The 20,974-nt window shown below is 75.0% G+C and carries 21 protein-coding genes; 11 read left to right on the top strand and 10 right to left on the bottom strand.

The window, feature by feature from the left end; all coding sequences use genetic code 11:
- Position 1 precedes the first annotated feature (1 nt).
- Both CHC04_RS00600 and CHC04_RS00595 read right to left on the bottom strand, forming a co-directional pair.
- Complete coding sequence (locus CHC04_RS00600; protein ID WP_089401995.1) at positions 2–433, bottom strand: DUF2795 domain-containing protein; 432 nt, start codon at positions 431–433, stop codon at positions 2–4.
- Between the two features lie 25 nt (positions 434–458).
- Complete coding sequence (locus tag CHC04_RS00595; protein WP_089401994.1) at positions 459–668, bottom strand: hypervirulence associated TUDOR domain-containing protein; 210 nt, start codon at positions 666–668, stop codon at positions 459–461.
- A 334-nt stretch (positions 669–1,002) separates the two neighbouring features.
- Here CHC04_RS00595 and CHC04_RS00590 point away from each other — a divergent pair, with 334 nt between their 5' ends.
- The 6 genes from CHC04_RS00590 to cysD all read left to right on the top strand — a co-directional run bounded on the left by CHC04_RS00590 (position 1,003) and on the right by cysD (position 6,572).
- Positions 1,003–1,779 (top strand): siderophore-interacting protein, encoded by a 777-nt coding sequence (locus CHC04_RS00590; protein WP_089401993.1) that lies wholly within the window; start codon positions 1,003–1,005, stop codon positions 1,777–1,779.
- A 112-nt stretch (positions 1,780–1,891) separates the two neighbouring features.
- Positions 1,892–2,620, top strand: coding sequence for a response regulator transcription factor (locus CHC04_RS00585; protein ID WP_089401992.1), 729 nt, complete (start codon positions 1,892–1,894; stop codon positions 2,618–2,620).
- Entirely contained in the window at positions 2,617–4,206 is a 1,590-nt protein-coding gene (locus CHC04_RS00580; protein WP_089401991.1) for a sensor histidine kinase, read from the top strand. Before CHC04_RS00585 ends, CHC04_RS00580 begins: the two co-directional genes overlap by 4 nt.
- Positions 4,196–4,915 carry a PaaI family thioesterase gene (locus tag CHC04_RS00575; protein WP_089401990.1) on the top strand — a complete coding sequence of 240 codons (720 nt, stop codon included), beginning with the start codon at positions 4,196–4,198 and terminating at the stop codon, positions 4,913–4,915. The genes CHC04_RS00580 and CHC04_RS00575 overlap by 11 nt, the downstream gene beginning before the upstream one ends.
- Complete coding sequence (locus CHC04_RS00570) at positions 4,912–5,637, top strand: inositol monophosphatase family protein (protein ID WP_089401989.1); 726 nt, start codon at positions 4,912–4,914, stop codon at positions 5,635–5,637. The genes CHC04_RS00575 and CHC04_RS00570 overlap by 4 nt, the downstream gene beginning before the upstream one ends.
- A gap of 23 nt (positions 5,638–5,660) precedes the next feature.
- Positions 5,661–6,572 carry a sulfate adenylyltransferase subunit CysD gene (gene cysD / locus CHC04_RS00565; protein ID WP_089401988.1) on the top strand — a complete coding sequence of 304 codons (912 nt, stop codon included), beginning with the start codon at positions 5,661–5,663 and terminating at the stop codon, positions 6,570–6,572.
- Here the strand turns inward: cysD and CHC04_RS00560 are convergent.
- Positions 6,526–6,756, bottom strand: a complete 231-nt coding sequence (locus tag CHC04_RS00560; protein ID WP_089401987.1) for a hypothetical protein — start codon at positions 6,754–6,756, stop codon at positions 6,526–6,528. The genes cysD and CHC04_RS00560 overlap by 47 nt on opposite strands.
- Positions 6,757–6,856: 100 nt before the next feature.
- Here CHC04_RS00560 and CHC04_RS00555 point away from each other — a divergent pair, with 100 nt between their 5' ends.
- The gene (locus tag CHC04_RS00555; protein WP_089402577.1) at positions 6,857–8,170 is read left to right on the top strand and encodes a sulfate adenylyltransferase subunit 1; all 1,314 of its coding nucleotides are present in this window, start codon (positions 6,857–6,859) and stop codon (positions 8,168–8,170) included.
- On the opposite strand, the gene CHC04_RS00550 is transcribed toward CHC04_RS00555, so the two are convergent.
- From CHC04_RS00550 to CHC04_RS00540, 3 genes are all read right to left on the bottom strand, one after another.
- The gene (locus CHC04_RS00550; RefSeq protein ID WP_089401986.1) at positions 8,167–9,081 is read right to left on the bottom strand and encodes an NAD-dependent epimerase/dehydratase family protein; all 915 of its coding nucleotides are present in this window, start codon (positions 9,079–9,081) and stop codon (positions 8,167–8,169) included. The two genes, CHC04_RS00555 and CHC04_RS00550, sit on opposite strands and share 4 nt — an antisense overlap.
- Positions 9,082–9,207: 126 nt before the next feature.
- Positions 9,208–9,387, bottom strand: coding sequence for a hypothetical protein (locus tag CHC04_RS00545; protein WP_089401985.1), 180 nt, complete (start codon positions 9,385–9,387; stop codon positions 9,208–9,210).
- A gap of 76 nt (positions 9,388–9,463) precedes the next feature.
- Positions 9,464–9,853 carry an ATP-binding protein gene (locus CHC04_RS00540; RefSeq protein WP_089401984.1) on the bottom strand — a complete coding sequence of 130 codons (390 nt, stop codon included), beginning with the start codon at positions 9,851–9,853 and terminating at the stop codon, positions 9,464–9,466.
- 217 nt (positions 9,854–10,070) lie between these two features.
- Between CHC04_RS00540 and CHC04_RS00535 the strand changes: the two genes are divergently transcribed.
- A complete protein-coding gene (locus CHC04_RS00535) occupies positions 10,071–10,454 on the top strand; it encodes a hypothetical protein (RefSeq protein ID WP_089401983.1) in 384 nt (127 codons plus the stop codon).
- A 13-nt stretch (positions 10,455–10,467) separates the two neighbouring features.
- Here CHC04_RS00535 and hrpA read toward each other — a convergent pair whose 3' ends face one another.
- Positions 10,468–14,415: an ATP-dependent RNA helicase HrpA gene (hrpA, locus tag CHC04_RS00530; protein ID WP_089401982.1), complete on the bottom strand. Its 3,948-nt coding sequence runs from the start codon at positions 14,413–14,415 to the stop codon at positions 10,468–10,470.
- Between the two features lie 263 nt (positions 14,416–14,678).
- Here hrpA and CHC04_RS00525 point away from each other — a divergent pair, with 263 nt between their 5' ends.
- Complete coding sequence (locus CHC04_RS00525; protein WP_089401981.1) at positions 14,679–15,206, top strand: MarR family winged helix-turn-helix transcriptional regulator; 528 nt, start codon at positions 14,679–14,681, stop codon at positions 15,204–15,206.
- Positions 15,203–16,981 carry an MDR family MFS transporter gene (locus tag CHC04_RS00520; protein ID WP_089401980.1) on the top strand — a complete coding sequence of 593 codons (1,779 nt, stop codon included), beginning with the start codon at positions 15,203–15,205 and terminating at the stop codon, positions 16,979–16,981. Before CHC04_RS00525 ends, CHC04_RS00520 begins: the two co-directional genes overlap by 4 nt.
- Positions 16,982–17,071: 90 nt before the next feature.
- Here the strand turns inward: CHC04_RS00520 and CHC04_RS00515 are convergent, their stop codons facing one another.
- Positions 17,072–18,247 carry a zinc-dependent alcohol dehydrogenase gene (locus tag CHC04_RS00515; protein ID WP_089401979.1) on the bottom strand — a complete coding sequence of 392 codons (1,176 nt, stop codon included), beginning with the start codon at positions 18,245–18,247 and terminating at the stop codon, positions 17,072–17,074.
- The gene (locus CHC04_RS00510; RefSeq protein WP_089401978.1) at positions 18,244–18,714 is read right to left on the bottom strand and encodes a hypothetical protein; all 471 of its coding nucleotides are present in this window, start codon (positions 18,712–18,714) and stop codon (positions 18,244–18,246) included. Before CHC04_RS00510 ends, CHC04_RS00515 begins: the two co-directional genes overlap by 4 nt.
- A 93-nt stretch (positions 18,715–18,807) precedes the next feature.
- Here CHC04_RS00510 and CHC04_RS00505 point away from each other — a divergent pair, with 93 nt between their 5' ends.
- The gene (locus tag CHC04_RS00505; RefSeq protein ID WP_089401977.1) at positions 18,808–20,598 is read left to right on the top strand and encodes an acyl-CoA dehydrogenase; all 1,791 of its coding nucleotides are present in this window, start codon (positions 18,808–18,810) and stop codon (positions 20,596–20,598) included.
- 73 nt (positions 20,599–20,671) lie between these two features.
- Here CHC04_RS00505 and CHC04_RS00500 read toward each other — a convergent pair whose 3' ends face one another.
- The gene (locus CHC04_RS00500) at positions 20,672–20,896 is read right to left on the bottom strand and encodes a hypothetical protein (protein ID WP_245816883.1); all 225 of its coding nucleotides are present in this window, start codon (positions 20,894–20,896) and stop codon (positions 20,672–20,674) included.
- Positions 20,897–20,974: the final 78 nt, after the last annotated feature.

Below are 20,974 nucleotides of genomic sequence, written 5' to 3'. Positions count from 1 at the left end.
GTCAGGTCTCGGTCGGGTACCCGAGCGCGCGGACGACGTCGCCGATGCGCTCGTAGCTCTCGCCCTCGGGCAGCCGCTGCAGCTCGGTCACCACGACGTCCGGCGCCCGGTGGTCGAGCGCCGCCTCGACCAGGCCCGGGCCGTCGTTCGGGAAGTCGGCGCGGACGAGCCAGCGTGCGAGCTCGGCCCGGGCGACGACGGCGTCCTCCGTCATCCCCACCGGGACGCCGCCGATCAGCGTGCCGTGGGGGTCGCCGTTCATGTCCGGCTCGCCCTCGGCCACCGGCTCGACCTCGCGGAACTCCTCCGAGCGCGTCGCGTGGTTGCCCTTGAGCATCCCCTGGATCTCGTGCTCGATCTCCTCGTCGAGCCGCGGGTTGTGCTTGTTGCTGCGCGATGACGCCCCGGCGAAGCGGTCGTCGGTCTCGCTCACGGTGTCTCTCCTCTTCCGGTGCGGCTCACTTCTCGTGCAGAGCGGACGGCTTGTGCACCGCCGTCTTGCCGCTCTTGTCGCTCCTCACCTCGTACTGGGGGTCGTCGGTGCTGGCCTTCACCTTGCGGCCGCCGGCCTCGGTCTCCTCGGTGATCTTCCTGGTCACCGTGCCCTCGGCCTCGCTGCCGTGGCTGTTCCAGGTGACGTGGTCGCCCTTCGTGAAGTCGTCGGCCATGTCCGTCCTCCGTCGGCGTCGGGTGGGTCCCTCCCCGGTGCCCCTCCCGTCCGGGGAGCACACATGGGCCCCGGTACGGCCCCGGCAGGGCCGTGCCGGGGACACGGATCACCCCCCGGCGGAGGGGTGCCACCCGATCGGGCAGTGCCAACCGGCGGCCGATCACGTAGCGTTGCCGTCGACGGGGGCCGTCCGGGCGAACCTGCTGCTGAGCGTCGAGCAGCGGTGACGTTCGGTGACATCCTTCCGTCCTCGATCGCCGGCCCGGTCGACCCCATTCCCCCGGGGTCGGCCGGGTCGGCCCGCACCGGCACCCGGTGCCTACGCTCCCGTCGTGACTGCACCCGGGGACTCCCGCGCGGCCGACGTCCTCACCGTCGTCTCCGTGGCCGACCCCACCCCCTCGGTCCGCCGGGTCGTCCTCTCGGGCACCGCCGAGGCGGTGGCCGCCGCCGGGCCCACGGTCAACCTGCTGGTGCCGCGCGTGGGCGACCCCGACCCCCGCTGGCCGGCCGTGGCGCGCGACGGGCGGGTCGTGTGGCCGGTCGGCGCCCACGGGGTGAGCCTGCGCAGCTACACCGCGCGGCGGCAGGACCCGCAGCGCGGCGAGGTCGAGATCGACTTCGTCCTGCACGGCGACGGACCCGCCGCGGCCTGGGCCGCCGCGGCGGCTCCGGGCGCCGTGCTCGGTGTGGCCGGCAGCGGTCCGCTCGGCGACCGGCCGGCCGGCACCCTGCTGCTGGCCGGGGACGAGACGGCGCTGCCGGCGATCAGCCGCATCCTCGCCGCGGCCGCGCCGGACGCCGTCGGCACCGCGCTGCTCGAGGTGGCCGGGGCCGAGGAGGAGCAGCCGCTGCCCGCACCGGCCGGCGTCGAGGTGCACTGGCTGCACCGCGGCGGCACGCCGCCGGGGGAGGGCACGCTGCTGGCCGACGCCGTCGCCGCGCTCGGGCGCCCCGCCGGGGACGACCTGTTCGCCTGGGTCGCCGCCGAGTCGGCCGCCGTCCGGGCGGTGCGCGCGGACCTGCGCGGCCGGTGGGGGCTGTCCCGGGCACAGCACCACGCGATCGGCTACTGGCGGCGCGGCCGGGCGATGGCACCGGCCGGTTGACGCGGGACGGCGACGTCCAGCGACCTCACAGGTACCCTCCAGGGCGGCCGCAGCAGCACCACGCACGGTGGACACCATGACGACGGTGACCAGGCGTCCGACGGGAGATGTCGTGACGGGGACGCGCAGCGCTCGATCCTCGGCCCCGGAGGCGCGCCTCCTGGTGGTCGACGACGAGCCCAACATCCGCGAGCTGCTGTCGGCCAGCCTGCGCTACGCCGGCTTCGAGGTGGCCACCGCGTCCGACGGGCAGCAGGCGCTGGCGCTGGCCGCGTCGTTCCGCCCCGACCTGCTCGTCCTCGACGTGATGATGCCGGGGCTCGACGGCTTCGGGGTGGTGCGGCGGCTGCGCGAGAGCGGCCGGCACACCCCGGTGCTGTTCCTCACCGCCCGGGACGCGGCCGAGGACAAGGTCTCCGGCCTGACCCTCGGCGGTGACGACTACGTCACCAAGCCCTTCAGCCTCGACGAGGTGCTCGCCCGGATCCGGGCCGTGCTGCGCCGCAGCACCGGCCAGCAGCGCGCCGCCGAGAGCCCCCGGCTGTCCTTCGCCGACATCGAGCTCGACGAGGAGTCCCACGAGGTCGTCAAGGCCGGCGAGGTCGTGAGCCTGTCGCCCACCGAGTTCAAGCTGCTGCGCTACCTCATGGCCAACGCCGGGCGGGTGCTGTCGAAGGCGCAGATCCTCGACCATGTGTGGAACTACGACTTCAACGGCGAGGCCAACGTCGTCGAGTCCTACATCTCCTACCTGCGGCGCAAGATCGACACGACCGAGCCCCGGCTGCTGCACACCATCCGCGGGGTCGGCTACACGCTGCGGCTGCCACGCGGTTCGTGAGCCGACCCCCCGGCGCGACACCCTGGACCCGCGGCGGCCTCCGGCTGCCGCGGGTCCCGCTGCGCATCACGCTGGTGGTGCTGCTCCTGGCGCTGGTCACCCTCGCCCTCGTCGCCACCGGCCTGACGGCGACCTCGCTGCTCAAGCGGTACCTCGTCGAACAGCAGGACCAGGAGCTGCAGAGCGCGCTGCGCCAGGCGCGCGAGTCCGACGACGTCGTCGTCGCCTGCCTGCTCGGTGGGCAGCAGCGGCTGGTCACCTTCGGCAGCTACGTGGCCTGCGGGGTGCCCGGCGACGCGGCGCCGGTCGTCATCTACGGCCCGCTCTCCGACGACGCCCTGCCCGACCTCGACGTCGCGCAGGTGATGGCGCTCGCCCACGCGGCCCACCACGCCCCCCGCGACGACCGGGGCGGGCCGGCGGCGTACACGGTCCGCTCCGTCGACGGGGACACCCTCTGGCGGGTCACCGCCGAGACGCTGCCCAACGGGCTGACCGTCGTCGTCGGCGGGGACCTCGACCGCGACGACCGGGTGATCGGCCGCCTGGTGACCATCGAGGTCGTCGTCGGCCTGGTGGTGCTGGTCGCCCTCGGCCTGGCCGGCTACTGGCTGGTGCGCAGCAGCCTGCGCCCGCTGGCCGCCGTGGAGCGGACCGCGCAGGCCATCGCCGCCGGCGACCTGTCGCAGCGGGTCCCCTCCGGGGACGGCCGCACGGAGGTGGGCCGGCTGCTGCAGGCCCTCAACGGCATGCTGGCCCGCATCGAGAGCGCCTTCCGTGCGCAGCAGGCCTCCGAGGAGCAGGCGCGGGCCTCCGAGGAGCGGATGCGCCGCTTCGTCGCCGACGCCAGCCACGAGCTGCGCACCCCGCTGACGTCGATCCGCGGCTTCGCCGAGCTCTACCGGCAGGGCGCCGCGGGCAGTCCCGACGAGGTGGCGCGGCTGATGCAGCGGATCGAGAGCGAGGGCGCGCGGATGGGCCTGCTCGTCGAGGACCTGCTGCAGCTGGCCCGCCTGGACCAGCAGCGGCCGCTCTCGCTCACCCCGGTCGACCTCGCCGAGCTCGCCGCCGACGCCGTCCACGACGGCCACGTGCTGCAGCCGGACCGGCCGCTGTCCCTGCACGTCGACGACGCGATGACCGAGGTGCCGGTGGTGCTCGGCGACGAGGCACGGCTGCGCCAGGTCCTCGGCAACCTGGTGACCAACGCGCTGGCCCACACCCCCGAGACGGCGCCGGTCACCGTCTCGATCAGCGAGGACACCAGCGACGGCGGCGACCGGGTGGTGCTGCGGGTCGCCGACGAGGGGCCGGGCATGGCGCCGGAGGACGCCGCGCGGGTGTTCGAGCGCTTCTACCGGGCCGACGCCTCCCGCAGCCGCGCGGCCGGCGGCACCGGTCTGGGGCTGTCCATCGTGGCCGCGCTGGTCGCCGCGCACGGCGGGGACGTGTCCCTGGACACCGCGCCCGGCCGCGGTGCGGTCTTCACCGTCCGGCTGCCCCGCTCGGGCCCCGACCTCGGGACCGCCGGGGTCCCCGCCGAGGCCCCGCCGGCCGCGGACGTACCGTCCGCGGGTGACCACTGACGACGACGGCGCCCCCTACGACCCCGAGCTGATGGCGGCCGTCACCGACCTGGGCGACGCGCTGCGCGGCCTGGTGGAGGCCTCGGTGCGCACCACCGTCCCGGCCGCGGAGCTGCGCGCGGTCGCGGCCACGGCGCGCGCGGCCACCACCCGGCTGGCGGCCTCGACCCGACCGGCCACCCAGCTCCCGGCGCTGGACGACCCGGTGCGGTTCCGGCGGGTCTACAACCCGGTCACCGGTGTCGGCAGCGCGCTCGCGCCGCCGCTGGTGCTGCGCGAGGAGCCCGGCGGCGTCGTCGGCGAGGTCTCCTTCGGCCTGACCCACGAGGGCCCGCCGGGCTACCTGCACGGCGGGATGAGCGGCCTGGTCATGGACCAGGTGCTCGGCGCGGCCACCATCCGCGCGGGCCTGTGGGGCATGACCGCACGGCTCGAGCTCGACTACCGCCGCCCGGTCCCCCTGGGCACCCCGGTGGTGTGCCGCGGGCGGGTCGTCGAGTCCGGCGGCCGCACGTCCGTCGTCACCGGCTCCATCGCGCTGGCCACCGAGCCGGACCTGCCGCTGGTGGAGGCGGGGGCGGTGTTCGTGCTGCCCCGCGAGGAGCTGCGCGCCGCCTACTTCTCCGAGGTCACCGACGCCTCCGGCCGGCACGCTCCGCCGCAGCGGCCGACCGACGCGACCGCGCCCGCTCCGGGCGGCGACCGGTGAGGGACGTCGAGGTCGCCGACGCGGCGGCGCGGGCGGCCGCCGCCGCGCTGGTGGAGCTGCGCGCCGGCGGGCTGACCGGCGGGGCGCTCGGCGACGCCGGGGACGCCGCGGCGCAGGTGGCGATCACGGCAGTGCTGGCGCGGCACCGGCCCGACGACGTCGTCTTCAGCGAGGAGGCCGCCGACGACCGCAGCCGGCTCGGGGCCGGGCGGGTGTGGATCGTCGACCCGCTCGACGGCACCCGCGAGTACGGCGAGACGGACCGGTCCGACTTCGCCGTCCACGTGGCGCTGTGGGCGTCGGGGCGGCTGAGCGCGGCCGCCGTCGCGCTGCCCGCCGTCGGGGAGGTGCTCCTCACCGACCCCGCTCCCCCGCCGCCCGCGGCGGCGGCCCGCCGGCCGCGGATCGCGGTCAGCCGGACGCGCCCGCCGGCGCAGGCGGCGGCCGCGGCGCGGGCGGTCGGCGGGGAGCTGGTGCCGCTGGGCTCGGCCGGGTGGAAGACGACGGCGGTGGTGCGCGGCGAGGTCGACGCCTACGTGCACGCCGGGGGCATGTACCAGTGGGACTCCGCCGCGCCGGTCGCCGTCGCGCAGGCCGCCGGACTGACCGCCCTGCGCCTCGACGGGTCGCCGCTGCGCTACAACGAGCCCGACCCGTCGCTGCCCGACCTGCTGGTCTGCCGGCCGGAGCTGGCCGCCGACCTCCTGGCCGCGGTGCGCTGACCCGCGTGGCGGACACTGGCCGGGTGACGACGACGACCGACCACCGGCTGACCCAGCTGGAGACGCTCGAGGCCGAGTCCATCCACGTCATCCGCGAGGTGGCCGCCGAGCTCGAGCGCCCGGTGCTGCTGTTCTCCGGCGGCAAGGACTCCATCGTCATGCTCGAGCTCGCCCGCAAGGCGTTCGCGCCGGCCCGCATCCCGTTCCCGGTGATGCACGTCGACACCGGTCTGAACTTCCCCGAGGTCCTCGAGTTCCGCGACCGGCGGGTGGCCGAGCTGGGCGTCGAGCTCGTCGTCGCCTCCGTGCCCGACGCGATGGCCCGCGGCCTGGTGCGCGAGGAGCCCAACGGCTCGCGCAACCGGATCCAGACGCCGGTGCTGCTCGAGGCGGTCGAGGAGCACGGCTTCACCGCCCTGTTCGGCGGCGCCCGGCGCGACGAGGACAAGGCCCGCGCCAAGGAGCGGGTGTTCTCCTTCCGCGACGAGTTCGGCCAGTGGGACCCGAAGAACCAGCGGCCGGAGCTGTGGGACCTCTACAACGGCCGGATCCACCTCGGTGAGTCGATCCGGGTCTTCCCGCTGTCGAACTGGACCGAGCTCGACGTCTGGCAGTACATCGCCCGCGAGTCCATCGCGATCCCGCCGCTGTACCTCGCGCGGGAGCGGGAGGTGGTCGAGCGGCAGGGGATGCTCTACGCCGTCAACGAGTTCGTCCGCCCCCGCGAGGGCGAGCCGGTCTCCCGCGCCACCGTCCGCTACCGGACCGTGGGCGACGCCAACCTCACCGCCGCGGTCCGCTCGGAGGCGACGACGGTCGAGGAGGTCATCGCCGAGATCGCGGTGACCCGCATGACCGAGCGCGGCGCCACCCGCGGCGACGACCGGGTCAGCGACGCGGCGATGGAGGACCGGAAGAAGGAGGGCTACTTCTGAGCCGGCGGCGCCGGCGCCGGTAGCGCAGCAGGACGACGACGGTGACGGCGAGCAGCAGCAGCCCGGCCGGCCAGCCCACCGCCTCCGGGGCACCGACGCCGAGCGCCTCGGCCACGACGTAACCGACCGAGTACCCGGCCACCACCACCAGCAGCACCGGCACGAGGAACACCAGCCCGCCCACCGCCGCTCCTCCCCGCGGGGTCGGGAGTCCCGCCGCCACCAGCGTCCCCGACGACGGCCCCGCGCGCCGGGGCCGCGCGCCGCTGGGGAAGATGGAGCGCATGTCCGAGCAGTCCGTCGTCGACGTCCACTCCGCCGCCGCCGAGCAGGCGGCCGAGATCGCGACGGCGCGCCGGGACATCCTCCGCATCGCCACCGCCGGCTCGGTCGACGACGGCAAGAGCACCCTGATCGGCCGGCTGCTCTACGACAGCAAGGCCGTCTTCGAGGACCAGTACGCGGCGATCGAGCGGGCCAGCCGCGGCGACTACGTCGACCTCGCGCTGCTCACCGACGGCCTGCGCGCCGAGCGCGAGCAGGGCATCACCATCGACGTCGCCTACCGCTACTTCAGCACCCCGCGGCGCACCTTCATCCTCGCCGACACCCCCGGGCACGTGCAGTACACCCGCAACACGGTCACCGGCGCCTCGACGGCGGACCTGGCGATCGTGCTCGTCGACGCCCGCCGGGGCATCCTCGAGCAGAGCCGGCGGCACGCCTACCTGGCCGCGCTGCTGCGGGTGCCGCACCTGGTGGTCGCCGTCAACAAGATGGACCTGGTCGGCTGGTCGCAGGAGACCTTCGAGGCGATCCGCGCGGAGTTCCGCGCCTTCGCCGCCCGGCTCGACGTCCCCGACCTGACCGTCGTCCCGATCTCGGCGCTGCGCGGGGACAACGTGGTCACCCGCTCCGACGCGGCGCCGTGGTACGACGGCCCGGCGCTGCTCGAGCACCTGGAGTCGGTGGAGGTGGCCGGCGACCGCAATCTCACCGACGTCCGCTTCCCCGTCCAGTACGTGATCCGGCCGCAGTCGGACGCCTTCCACGACTACCGCGGCTACGCCGGCACGGTGGCCAGCGGGGTGCTGCGGCCCGGCGACGAGGTGCAGGTGCTGCCCGGCGGCCGGACGACGACGATCGCCGCCGTCGACGGCCCCCGCGGCCCGGTGGACGTCGCCTTCCCGCCCATGGCGGTCACCGTGCGGCTCGCCGACGACCTCGACGTCTCCCGCGGCGACCTGCTGTGCGCGCCGCAGGGCGCGCCCGAGGTGACCCAGGACCTCGACGCGCTGGTCTGCTGGATGGCCGACGAGCCGCTGCGGCCGCGGCAGCGGCTGGCGGTCAAGCACACCACCCGCAGCGTGCGGGCGGTGGTCAAGGAGGTCGTCCACCGGCTCGACGTCAACACCCTCGAGCACGAGGAGGAGGCCGGCGAGCTCGGCCTCAACGACATCGGCCGGGTGCGGCTGCGCACCACCCAGCCGCTGTTCGTCGACGACTACACGCACAACCGGGCCACCGGCCGGTTCATCCTGGTCGACGAGGCCACCAACGCCACGGTCGGCGCCGGGATGCTCGTCCCGCACCGCTAGGACGGACCCGGCGCGCTCTCCCCGGTCACCCCGTCGCGCCAGCTGTGCACGGGCGTCCAGCCGAGCACCCGGCGCGCCCGCTCGCTGCTCATGAGGGCCTGGGTGCCCTCCACCGGGCCGCGCACCGGGACGCCGGGGAACTGCTCGGCGGCGAGCTCGGCGCTGGGCCGGCTCATGACGGTGTCGGCGTTGGCGATCACGAAGACCTCCGCGCCGCGTCCGGGGTGCTCCAGCGCGGCCAGCACCGCGCCGGCACCGTCCCGCGCGTCGATGTAGGACCACGCGTTCCACCGCCGCAGCGCCGGGTCGGCGTCGAAGGAGGGGAAGGCCGCGTAGTCGGCCGGCTCCATGACGTTGGAGAAGCGCAGCCCGATGATCGACAGCTCCGGCCGCCACCGGGCGAACTGCCGCGCCATCTCCTCCTCCAGCGTCTTCGACAGCGAGTAGGACGAGTTGGGGGTCGGCCCGCAGCCCTCGTCGAGGGGCAGGTAGGGCGGCGGGGTGTCGAACGGCAGCCCCAGCACCGTCTCGCTGGAGGCCCAGACCACGGTGTCGATGGCGGCGACGCGGGCGGCGGCGAAGACGTTGTACGTCGTCGTCACGTTCGCGGCGAACAGCGTCGCGTCGGGCCGCAGGCCCGGGGCCGGGAGGGCGGCCAGGTGGACGACGGCGTCCGGGGCCGGCCACCGGTCGTCGACCCCGGTCAGCACGCCGACGGCCTGGCCGTAGTCGGTGAGGTCGGCCCGGGTCCAGGCGACGTCGGAGCGGCCGGGGTCCACGAGGTCGACGACCGACACCCGGTGACCGCGCTGCACCAGCAGCTCGACCACCGCGCGGCCGAGCTTGCCGCTCCCGCCGGTCACCAGGACGTGCCGGGGAGCACCGGCCCGCGGGTCGGGGGAGGCGGTCACCGGGGGCGCTCCCCGGTCGGGTGGGTGCTGGTGTGGGCGTTGATGGCGATCCGATCCGAGCGTCGGGTACCCGGCGCGTGCCGGGCGGCGGTGGGGACCCCGGCCGGAGGCCGGGGCCGCCCCGTCCTACTGCTGGGTGTCCGCGTCCGGCGGCGCCGGGGCCTGGCTCGCGTCGCCGTCCCAGTCCTTGCCGGCCTGGTAGGCGTGCCCCGAGGCGCTGTCGGTCTGCTCGGCGACGGTCTGCACCATCTCCTCGTCGGACAGGCCCTCGCCGGCGGCCTCGGTGTTGCTGCTGGGCTCGCTCATCGCGTCTCCTCCGTCGGGCGGCATCGGTCCCCCGGGCCCTCCCCGGTGGGCCCGCGCGCGAAACGCGGCGCCGGCCTCAGCCCTCGCCGGGCCGCAGCGAGAACCACACCCGCTTCCCGCCGTCGACGCTCTCGACGCCCCAGTCGTCGGCGATGGCCTCCACGATCTGCATGCCCCGGCCGCGGGGCTGGTCGCCGCGCAGCTCGCCGACGACCGGGCGCACGGCGCTGCCGTCGGCGACGGCGATGCGCAGCCAGCCGTCGGAGTACTCCAGCTCCAGGGACAGCACGCTCTCCCCGCCCACGTGGTCGACGACGTTGGCCACCAGCTCGGTGACGAGCAGCTCCACGTCCGCGCCGTCCTGGGGCGCATCCCAGGCCAGCAGCACCTCCCGGGCCAGGTGCCGGGCCACCGGGACGCTGCGCGCCGAGGGCGGGAGGTCCACCCGCGCGGTGAGTGTCGACATCGAGGTCTCCCTGTGGCCGGGCACCGGGGGCCCTGATGGGTTGTGCACGATCGAAGCGGCCCGAGCCTGACAGGTCGGTGTACGCGGAGCAACGACCGCTTGCACCGGAAGGGGCCGTTGCGTGCCACGGGAGTTGCGTGCAACGAGGGGTTCAACAAGATAGCGTGCAACCGACCCGGCGGGAGCCGACCGCCGGCGGGGACGGGGAGGACCACCCGTGACGGCAGGACCGCGACCCGGGCCCGACGAGCCCGACGACGTCGCCGGGGCGACCGGGGAGGACAGCGCCGTGCAGGCACTCGAGGACCTGGTGCGCGAGATCGACCACTGTGCCGCCGAGCTGCGGGAGGCGCGGGCGCGTGCCGAGCTGCTGCTCACCGAGCGGCGCACCGGCCGGGCGTGGCTGGACATCGTCACGGCCGAGGGCCACCCGCTCGTCGTCGAGCGGGTCAGCACGGTGCTCTCCGGCCTGGCCGGCGCCGGGTCGGCGTGGCGCCGGGCGCAGGCCCGAGCGCTGCAGGACGAGCGGGTGAGCATCAACCGGATCGCCGCCCTCTTCGGCGTGACCCGCCAGCGCATCTCCGCCCTGCTGCGCGAGTGACCCCGCCGGGGCCTCAGGCGGTCAGGGCGTCGATCGCCTTGTAGAGCCGCTGCTCGGACACCGGGCGCGGCGTGCCGATCTGCTGCGCGAACAGCCCCACCCGCAGCTCCTCGACCATCCAGCGGATCCGCGCGACCGGGTCGTCGGGAGCGCCGGTGGGCGGCACCTGCCGGCGCAGCGCCTCGTACTCGGCGGTGACCGCGGCGACCTGGTCCATCCACAGCGCGTCGCGCACCGCGTTGGCCGGCAGCTTCTCCAGCCTGTGGGCCATCGCCCGCAGGTAGCGCACCAGGTCGGGCAGCCGGCGGCGGCCGGCGTCGGCCACGAAGCCGCGGTGCAGCAGGCCGCCCATCTGACGGCGCAGGTCGGCGATCGCCGCCTCGGGCACCCGGCGTCCCGGCGCCGCGCCGATCGCGACGGCGACCTCGCGGGCCTGGGTCAGCACCGCCTCCACCCGCCGGACGGCGTCCTGCGTGAGCGGCAGCAGCTGCTGGCGGGCCGTGGCGACCAGCGCGGTGAAGGCGGCCTCGTCCCGCGGCGGCCCGCCCGCGGCGGCGACCAGCTCGTCGGCCGCGGCGTCGACGCAGTCGTCGACCAGCGCGGGGATCTCGCCGTCGGGGTTGAACTGCAGCGCCAGCCGGGTCCTCGGCGACATGCCCTTGACCACCTGCCGGGTGGGCGAGCCGGCCACCAGCACCAGCAGCCGGCGCGCGCCCCGCCAGCTCAGCCGGGTGGCCTCGGCCTCGGTGGCCACCACCCGGACGCCGACGGTGGCGCCCTCGTCGACCAGCGCCGGGAAGGCGGTGACCACGTGACCGCCGCGCCTGACCTCGACGGTGCGGGGCAGCTCGCCGATCGTCCAGGCCGTCAGCCCGGTGCGCTCCAGGTCGGAGGCCGCGCGGGCCAGGCTGGCCCGGGCCTGCGGCGCCACCTGGGCGCGCAGCCGCGGGAGCTCCTTGCCCGTCGCCAGCGCGCGGCCGGCGTCGTCCAGCACCCGGAAGGTCGCCCGCAGGTGGTCGGGCACCTGCGCCGGCTGCCAGGCGTCCGGCGGGACGACGACGCCCGCCGACCGCCGCAGCTCCCGCTCGAGCGCCGGCAGCAGCGGCTCGGTCGGGGCGATGCGCGGCAGCACCTCGCGCACCCGGTCGGGGATGGGCACCAGCGCGCGGCGCAGCTGCTTGGGCAGCGTCCGCAGCAGCGCCGTCACCAGCTCCTCGCGCAGCCCGGGGACGGTGAAGGCCAGCGACTCCCCCGACGTCTGCTCGGTGACGGTGTCGAGCACCGCCAGGGGCACGTCGACGGTCACGCCGTCCTGCGGCGCCCCGGGGGCGAAGGCGTAGGACAGCGGCAGGGTGAGGCCCTGGGTGAGGGGCACCTCGTCGGGGAAGTCCTCGACCCGCAGCTGCCCGGCCGCGGCCGCGTTGGTGAGCACCTCCGGCGTGAGGGTGAGCAGGTCCGGCGTCTCGTGCCGGGCCCGCTTCCACCAGCGGTCGAAGTGCCGGGTGGAGACGACGTCGGCCGGGATGCGCGCGTCGTAGAGCTCGAACAGCGTCTCGTCGTCGACCCGGATGTCCCGGCGGCGGGCGCGCTCCTCGAGCTCGGCCACCCGCTGCAGCGCGCGCTGGTTCTCGGCCCAGAACCGGTGGTGCGTCGTCCACTCGCCCTGCACCAGCGCGTGCCGGATGAACAGCTCGCGGGACACGACCGGGTCGATCGAGCCGTACTGCACCCGGCGGCCGACCACGAGCGGGATGCCGTAGAGCGTGACCCGCTCGCTGGCCACGACCGAGCCCCGCTTGGCGTCCCACCGCGGCTCGGAGTACTCCCGCTTCACCAGGTGGCCGGCCAGCCGCTCGACGTCGTCGGGGTCGACGCGGGCCACGGTGCGGGCGAACAGCCGGCTGGTCTCCACCAGCTCGGCAGCCACGACCCAGCGCGGCGGCTTCTTCGCCAGGGGGGTGCCGGGAGCGATGACGAAGCGGGCGCCGCGGGCACCGAGGTACTCCCGCCCGCCGCGCCGCCGGGATGCGTCCTTCTTGCTCGCGAGGTCCTCGAGCTGCAGGCCGACCTGGGACAGCAGGCCGGCGAGCAGCGAGACGGAGACGCCGCGCTCGTCGGGCTCGGCGGCGAGGTCGCCGACGGTCATGCCCAGGCGCCGGGCGGTGCCGCGCAGCTGGCCGTGCAGGTCCTGCCACTCGCGGATGCGCAGGTAGTGGAGGAACTCGCGCTTGACCGTGCGGCGGAAGGCGCTGCCCGACAGCGCGTCCTGCTGCTCGGTGAGGTAGCGCCACAGGTTGAGCAGCGTGAGGAAGTCGGAGTGCTCGTCGGCGAAGCGGGCGTGCGCCTGGTCGGCGGCCTGCTGGTGCTCGGCGGGGCGCTCGCGCGGGTCCTGGATGGTCAGGCCCGCGGCGATGACCAGCACCTCCTCCAGCACGCCGCGGCGGTCGGCCTCGACCACCATGCGGCCCAGCCGCGGGTCGAGGGGCAGCTGGGCGAGCGCCCGTCCGGTGTCGGTGAGCCGCCCGTCCTGCAGCGCCCCGAGCTCCTCGAGCAGGGCCCGGCCGTCGGCGACGGCGCGGCGGTCCGGCGGGTCGACGAAGGGGAAGTCCTCGACCGCGCCGAGGTCGAGCGCGGCCATCTGCAGCAGCACCGCGGCCAGGCTGGTCCGCAGGATCTCCGGGTCGGTGTACTCCGGGCGGGCGTCGAAGTCGTCCTCGGTGTAGAGCCGGATCGCCACACCCTCGGCCACGCGGCCGCAGCGGCCCGAGCGCTGGCGCGCCGAGGCCTGGCTGATCGGCTCGATCGGCAGCCGCTGCACCTTGGTCCGCGCGCTGTAGCGGGAGATGCGGGCGGTGCCGGGGTCGACGACGTAGCGGATGCCCGGCACGGTCAGCGACGTCTCGGCGACGTTGGTGGCCAGCACGATGCGCCGTCCGGTGTGCGGCTGGAAGACGCGGTGCTGGTCGGCGGCCGACAGCCGCGAGTAGAGCGGCAGCACCTCGACGCCGGGGAAGCGCTCGGTGAGGCCGTCGGCGGCGTCGCGGATCTCCCGCTCGCCGGCCAGGAAGACCAGCACGTCGCCGGGGCCCTCGGCCGCCAGCTCCTCGACCGCGTCGCCGATCGCGGTGACCTGGTCGCGGTCGGGGTCGGCGTCCGGGTCGTCGGGGTCGACCACCGGCCGGTAGCGGATCTCGACCGGGTAGGTGCGGCCGCTGACCTCGACGACGGGGACCTCGGCGCCGTCGACGCCGAAGTGCTTGGCGATCCGGTCGACGTCGATCGTGGCCGAGGTGATGACGACCTTGAGGTCGGGGCGCTGCGGCAGCAGCTGGGCGAGGTAGCCCAGCAGGAAGTCGATGGTGAGGCTCCGCTCGTGCGCCTCGTCGACGATGATCGTGTCGTACTGGCGCAGCAGCCGGTCGTGCGCGATCTCGGCCAGCAGCACGCCGTCGGTCATCAGCTTGACCAGGGTGCCGTCGCCCACCTGGTCGGTGAAGCGGACCTTCCAGCCCACCGCCCCGCCCAGCGGGGTGTCGAGCTCCTCCGCGATCCGCTCGGCCACCGTGCGCGCGGCGATCCGCCGGGGCTGCGTGTGCCCGATCCGGCCGCGGACGCCGCGGCCGAGCTCCAGGGCGATCTTGGGCAGCTGGGTGGTCTTGCCCGAGCCGGTCTCCCCGGCGACGACGACCACCTGGTGCTCGCGCAGTGCCGCGGCGATGTCGTCGCGGCGGGCGCTGACCGGCAGCGCCTCGGGGTAGGTGACCGCGGGGACGGCGGCCCGCCTGCGGGCGATGCGCTCCTCGGCGGCCGCGACGTCGGCGGCGATCCGCTCCAGCGCCCGGGCGCGCGCGGCCTCGTCGCGGGTGCGGCGCAGCCCCTCGAGACGGCGGCCCAGCCGGTGCTCGTCCTCGAGGGTCAGCGCGGCCAGCCGGGACCGGAGGTCCGGGAGGGTCGCGGTCACGGCGGTGCTCGGCTTCCTTCCAGGGGGCGGGGAGCGGACTGCTCCACCGCCAGGATCGCATCGGGGAGGCCCGCGCCGTGCGGCGTCCGGGGCCAGGGAGGACAACGACGGCGGTCGCGTCGCTGTTCCGCCAGCCGCGACCCGGGGTACCCGGCGCCCGCGCCGTCGTCCGGCTCACACCCCGTGTACCGTGCAACTGGTTGCATGTACGGTACAACGTCTTGTACCGTGCACGCACCGCCCTCCACCTGTCCGGAGCCCCCGTGCCCGCTTCACCCCCCCGCGTCGCCGGGACCCCCGCCCCGCACCGGGCGGCCGAGGTCCGCCGGCTCGCCGAGCAGTTCCCCCGCCTCATCCGGCTGGTCCACGCCTTCAAGTCGCTCCCGTCCGCGATCGACGGGCGCGAGCGCGCGGCGCTGGTGCTGCTCTTCCCGCTCACCCGCCTCGGGCCGCTGCGCCAGAGCGCGCTGGCCGAGGTCGTGCACGCCGACCCCTCCACGGTCAGCCGGCACGTCGCCTCTCTCGTCGAGCAGGGGCTGGTGCAGCGGGTGGCCGACGAGAACGACGGCCGCGCCTCCCTGCTGGTCGTCACCGACGCCGGGCACGCGGCCGTGGAGCGGCTGGCCGAGGAACGCACCGCTCAGCTCGGCGCGATGCTCACCGGCTGGTCCGACACCGACCTCGCCACCCTCACCGGGCTGTTCGGGCGCCTGCTCGACGACCTCACGGCAGCGTTGCCGTCCGATCCCCGCTCCCCCTCCGCACCTCCCGTCCCGAGAGAGCAGTCATGAGCCAGACCACCGCCCGCCCCGCCGGCGGGCCCAGCGGCGCCCGCGCCGCGGCGGCCGCACCGGACGCCTCCGGAGCCTTCACCCACCGGCAGATCCTCACGATCCTGTCCGGCCTCATGCTCGGCATGTTCCTGGCCGCGCTCGACCAGACGGTCGTCTCGACGGCCATCCGCACCATCGCGGACGACCTGCAGGGCTACGACCTGCAGGCCTGGGCGACGACGGCGTTCCTCATCACCTCGACGATCGCCACGCCGCTCTACGGCAAGCTCTCCGACATCTACGGCCGGCGGCCCTTCTACCTGTTCGCCATCGCCGTGTTCGCGATCGGCTCGGCCCTCTGCGGCATCGCCGACTCGATGTACCAGCTGGCCGCCTACCGCGCCGTCCAGGGCATCGGCGCCGGTGGCCTGATGTCGCTGGCGCTGGCGATCATCGCCGACGTCGTCCCGCCCCGGGAGCGCTCGAAGTACCAGGGCTACTTCATGGCGGTGTGGGGCACCTCGAGCGTGCTCGGCCCGGTCATCGGCGGGTTCCTCGCCGGGCAGGGGTCGATCCTCGGTCTCACCGGGTGGCGGTGGATCTTCTGGGTCAACGTCCCGCTCGCCGTCGCCGCCTTCATCGTGGTGATGCGGGTCCTGCACCTGCCGCACCAGCGGCGTGACCACCGCATCGACTGGCCCGGCGCGCTGGCGCTGGTCACGTTCCTCGTGCCGCTGCTCATCGTCGCCGAGCAGGGCCGCCTGTGGGGCTGGACCTCGGGCCGGGCGCTGACCTGCTACGCCATCGGCGCCGTCGGCCTGGCCGCCTTCGTCCTGGCCGAGCGGTCCTACCGCGACGACGCGATCCTGCCGCTGCGGATGTTCGCCAACCGCACCTTCTCGGTGACCAGCGCGTCGAGCATCGTGCTCGGTGCCGGCATGTTCGGCGGCATCCTGCTGCTCCCGCAGTACCTGCAGGTCGTCCACGGCTCCAGCCCGACGGTCGCCGGCCTGCAGATGCTGCCGCTGGTGCTGGGCATCATGACCGGCGCCATGACCTCCGGTCAGACGATCGCGCGGACCGGCAAGTACAAGGTCTTCCCGCTCGTCGGCGTCGTCCTCATGGTCGTCGCGCTCGTCGCGCTGTCCCTCGTGGTCGGGGCCGACACCTCGATCTGGACGCTGGCGCCCTTCATGCTGCTGCTCGGCGTGGGGCTCGGCTTCAACATGCAGCCGGTCATCCTCGCCGTGCAGAACGCCGTGTCGCCGCGGGAGATCGGCGTCGCCACCTCGTCGGTGACGTTCTTCCGGCAGATGGGCGGCACGATCGGGACGGCGGCCTTCCTGTCGATCCTGTTCACCCGGCTCGGGACGGAGATCCCGGACCAGATCCGGCAGGCGGCCCAGGCCAGCCCCGAGGCGGCGCAGCAGGCGGCCGCACTGCAGCAGGCCGGCGCCGACCGGGTGCTGTCCGACACCAGCGCCATCGACGCCTTCCCGGCGCTGGTCACGCCCTTCCGGGTCGGCTTCTCCAACACCCTCGACCTGGTGTTCATGGTCGCCGCCGCGGTCGTGGCGGTCGGCTTCGTCGTCCTGTGGTTCCTCCCGCAGCTGGAACTGCGCACCCAGTCGGGGATCCAGGCGCAGCAGGCCGCGCAGCAGACCGCCGGTGGCCTGGAGGCCGGCCCCGGTGAGCAGGCCGTGCAGGCCGCCGGCGAGGCCGCGCCGACGTCGACGGCTCCCCCGGCCGGGCGTCCCGGCGGCGCGGAGCCGTCCGGCCGGCACCGCGGCTAGCACCCCGCACGACGAGAGGCCCCTCCCCCGCCCGGGAGGGGCCTCTCGTCGTCCCGGCGTGCACTTCCGCGGAAGTGCACGGTCCGGGCGTCAGCCGTGGGGCAGGAAGACCGCGCGCACGCAGCCGTCCTCCTTGTCCTTGAACATGCGGTAGCCGCGGGCGGCGTCCTCCAGCGGCATGACGTGCGTGGCCAGGTGCTCGGTGACCAGCTCGCCGCGGGCCATGTGCTCGAGGATCCGCGGTGTGTAGCGCTGCCCGTGCACCTGCGCCCCGCGCAGGGTGAGCCCCTTGTTCATGGCCGCGCCCAGCGGGAACTTGTCCACCGGCCCCGCGAAGACGCCCAGGACGAACACGCTCCCGCCCTTGCGGCAGGCCAGGATCGCCTCGCGGACGGCGGAGGGGCGGTCGGTCTGCAGCCGCAGCTGCTGCTTGACCTGGTCGTACACGCCCTGCACGCCGGTGCTGTGCGCCTCCATGCCCACCGCCTCGATGCAGACGTCGGGCCCGCGGCCACCGGTGCGCTCGCGCAGCTCCGCCATGACGTCGGTGGTGGAGTAGTCGATCACCTCGGCGCCGACGTGCCGCCGCACCTGCTCGAGCCGCTCGGGCAGCCGGTCGATGACGTGCACCTGCTCGGCGCCCAGCAGCATCGCCGCCCGCGCCGCCATCTGCCCGACGCCGCCGGCGCCCCACACGGCCACGGTGTCGCCCGGCTTCGTGCCGGCCAGGTCCGCGCCCATCCACCCGGTGGAGACCGCGTCGGAGGCGAACAGCGCCCGGTCGTCGCTGACCTCGTCGGGCACCACGAAGGTGCCGACGTCGGCGTAGGGCACCCGGACGTACTCCGCGTGCGACCCGGCGAAGCCGCCCATCGCGTGGGAGTACCCGAAGCACCCACCCGGGCTCTGGCCCCACAGGCCCTCGGTGATCCCCGGGTCCGGGTTCCCGTTGTCGCACAGCGAGTACAGCTCCTGCCGGCAGTACCAGCAGTGCCCGCAGGCGACGAAGGAGTTGACGACGACGCGGTCGCCGACGCGGCGGTCCCGCACGCCCGGGCCGACCTCGACGACCTCGCCCAGGAACTCGTGGCCGATGACGTCGCCGGTCCGCATCGCCGGGATGTAGCCGCCGATCAGGTGCAGGTCCGAGCCGCACGTCGTCGTCCTGGTCACCCGCAGGACGACGTCGTGGTCGTTGAGGATCGTCGGGTCGGGCACGGTCTCGACGCCGACCTCGTTGACGCCCTGCCAGGTCACCGCCCTCACAGCACACCCTCCCTCGGCGCCGCCTTCGCGGCGCCCTCCAGTGCCGCACCCTGCGGGGTCGCGGCGCGCTCGCCGTGCGGCTGCGGGTCCACCCGCAGCACCTCGCCGACCTCCAGCAGCGCCTTGGCCTCGCGCAGCGCCGCCCGCAGCTCGCCGACCTCGTGCTCGGTGGGCGTGCCGCGGAAGCGGGCGGCCAGCTCGGTGCCGCGGTCGCCCGGCGCGCGGGTCGTGCGCACCTCGATGCGGTCCCCGAGCGCGGTCAGGGGCGCGGGCAGGGCGGCGTCGACGTCGGCCGGCTCCCGCAGCACGGTCACCACGCGCCAGCGGCGGGCGGCGACCTCCGGGTCGTCGGTGGCCGACGCCTGCCCGGCCCCGGGCAGGCGGACGTGCTGCACCTGCCGGAGCAGTGCCGCGCCCGCCTCCCCGGCCAGGCCGGTCGCCCGGCCGATCAGCTGGTTGAGGTCCATGGGCGAGCTGCTACCCGGCGCGGGACCCGGCCTATCGTGGGCCGGTCGGGCCGCGCGCCCGCGCTCCCGCCACCCTCGCCCGTGGAGGCTCCCGTGTCCTCGCTGATCCTGTCCCGCCGCGACCTGGAGTTCCTCCTGCACGAGTGGCTGGAGGTCGAGACGCTGACCAAGCGGCCGCGGTTCGCCGAGCACTCGCGCGAGACCTTCGACGCGGTCATGGAGCTGGCCGAGCAGATCGCCACCGAGCACTTCGCGCCGCACAACCGGAAGGCCGACGAGAACGAGCCGCGGTTCGTCGACGGGCGGGTCCAGATGATCCCCGAGGTCGCGCAGGCGCTGGCGGTGTTCGTCGAGTCGGGGATCATGGCCGGCACCTTCGACGAGGAGTACGGCGGCATGCAGCTGCCGCAGACCGTCGGGCAGGCGGCCTTCGCCTGGTTCAAGGCGGCCAACGTCGGCACGTCGAGCTACCCGTTCCTGACCATGGGCAACGCCCGCCTGCTGCTCGCGCACGGCTCGCAGGAGCAGAAGGACACCTACGTCCGGCCGATGCTCGAGGGGCGCTGGTTCGGCACGATGGCGCTGTCGGAGCCGCAGGCCGGCTCCTCGCTCGCCGACATCACCACCCGCGCCGAGCCGCAGGAGGACGGCACGTACCGGCTCGTCGGCAACAAGATGTGGATCTCGGCCGGCGACCACGAGCTGACCGAGAACATCGTCCACCTGGTGCTGGCCAAGATCCCCGGCGGTCCCCCCGGGGTGAAGGGCATCTCGCTGTTCGTGGTGCCCAAGTTCCTGGTCACCGCCGACGGGTCGATCGGCGAGCGCAACGACGTCGTCCTGGCCGGGCTCAACCACAAGATGGGCTACCGCGGGACGACGAACACGCTGCTCAACTTCGGCGAGGGCGTGCACACCCCGGGCGGTCGGGCCGGCGCCGTCGGGTACCTGGTGGGCGAGCCCCACAGGGGGCTGTCCTACATGTTCCACATGATGAACGAGGCCCGGATCGGCGTCGGGATGGGCGCGACCGTCCTCGGCTACACCGGCTACCTGCACGCGCTGGACTACGCCCGCACCCGCACCCAGGGCCGCCCCGCCACCGGCCGGGACCCGTCGTCGCCGATGGTGCGGCTGGTCGACCACCCCGACGTGCGCCGCATGCTGCTGGCCGCCAAGAGCTACGCGCAGGGCGGGCTGGCGCTGGGCCTGTACTGCGCGCGGCTGGTCGACGAGGAGAGGACCGCCGAGAGCCAGGAGGAGCGCGACCGCGCCCACCTGCTGCTCGACACGCTGACCCCGATCGCCAAGGCGTGGCCCTCGCAGTGGGGCCCGGTCGCCGACGACCTGGCCATCCAGGTGCACGGCGGCTACGGCTACACCCGCGACTACCCGGTCGAGCAGTTCTACCGGGACAACCGGCTCAACCCGATCCACGAGGGCACCAACGGCATCCAGGCCCTCGACCTGCTCGGCCGCAAGGTGACCGTGCACGGCGGTGCCGGGCTCGCGCTGCTCGCCGAGACGATCCGGGCGACGACGGCGCGGGCGGCAGGGACGCCGTTCGCCGACCTCGCCGCCGACGTCGACGCCGCGCTCACCCGGCTCGTCTCGGTCACCGGGACGCTGTGGGGCACCGGCGACCCGGCGCTGGCCCTGGCCAACGCCAGCGCCTACCTCGACGCGGCCGGCCACACCGTCGTCGGCTGGCTGTGGCTGGAGCAGGCGCTGGCCACCCGGGAGGAGACCAGCGACTTCCACGAGGGGAAGCGCGCCGCGGCGCGGTACTTCCAGCGCTGGGAGCTGCCGAAGGTGCACACCTGGCTGGACCTGCTGGAGTCGCTGGACCGCACGGTCCTCGACACCCCCGACGCCCACCTCTAGTCGGGCCCGTACGCGACCGCGCCCCGCGGCTCCGGCAGGAGCGGCGGGGCGCGGTCGCGTGTCCGGCGGGGCGTCAGGCCGCCTGGGCCACCCCCACCGGCTCGACGGAGGCGCTGGTCACGGCGCTCTCCCGGCGAGCGCCGGCCGAGGCCGCGGCCCGCTGCTCGCGCTCGTAGCGTGCCGTCGTCGAGGCGCCCATCGCGATCACCAGTCCGGTCAGGACCAGGAACCCGACGACGGCGACTGCCGGCCACAGAACCATCTCGAACGTCCCCTTGCTCGTCTCGTCTCGTGCCACCGGGAGCGGACTCCCGCGACTCGTTCGTCGGGGACTGTGTCCCCAGCCGAACGCCGTCTCAATCGTCGGCACGCACTG

The sequence above is a fragment of the Geodermatophilus saharensis genome (assembly GCF_900188205.1).
GTDB classification, from domain to species: domain Bacteria; phylum Actinomycetota; class Actinomycetes; order Mycobacteriales; family Geodermatophilaceae; genus Geodermatophilus; species Geodermatophilus saharensis.
Note: the sequence above shows the minus strand (reverse complement) of the source record. Positions and strands in the feature narration are given on the sequence as shown.

Coding starts and splice junctions, on each gene's coding strand:
- CHC04_RS00595 (WP_089401994.1), bottom strand. CDS start 668: ATGGCCGACGACTTCACGAAGGGCGACCACGTCACCTGGAACAGCCAC.
- CHC04_RS00555 (WP_089402577.1), top strand. CDS start 6,857: ATGTCCGAGCAGTCCGTCGTCGACGTCCACTCCGCCGCCGCCGAGCAG.
- CHC04_RS00545 (WP_089401985.1), bottom strand. CDS start 9,387: ATGAGCGAGCCCAGCAGCAACACCGAGGCCGCCGGCGAGGGCCTGTCC.
- CHC04_RS00540 (WP_089401984.1), bottom strand. CDS start 9,853: ATGTCGACACTCACCGCGCGGGTGGACCTCCCGCCCTCGGCGCGCAGC.
- CHC04_RS00520 (WP_089401980.1), top strand. CDS start 15,203: ATGAGCCAGACCACCGCCCGCCCCGCCGGCGGGCCCAGCGGCGCCCGC.
- CHC04_RS00510 (WP_089401978.1), bottom strand. CDS start 18,714: ATGGACCTCAACCAGCTGATCGGCCGGGCGACCGGCCTGGCCGGGGAG.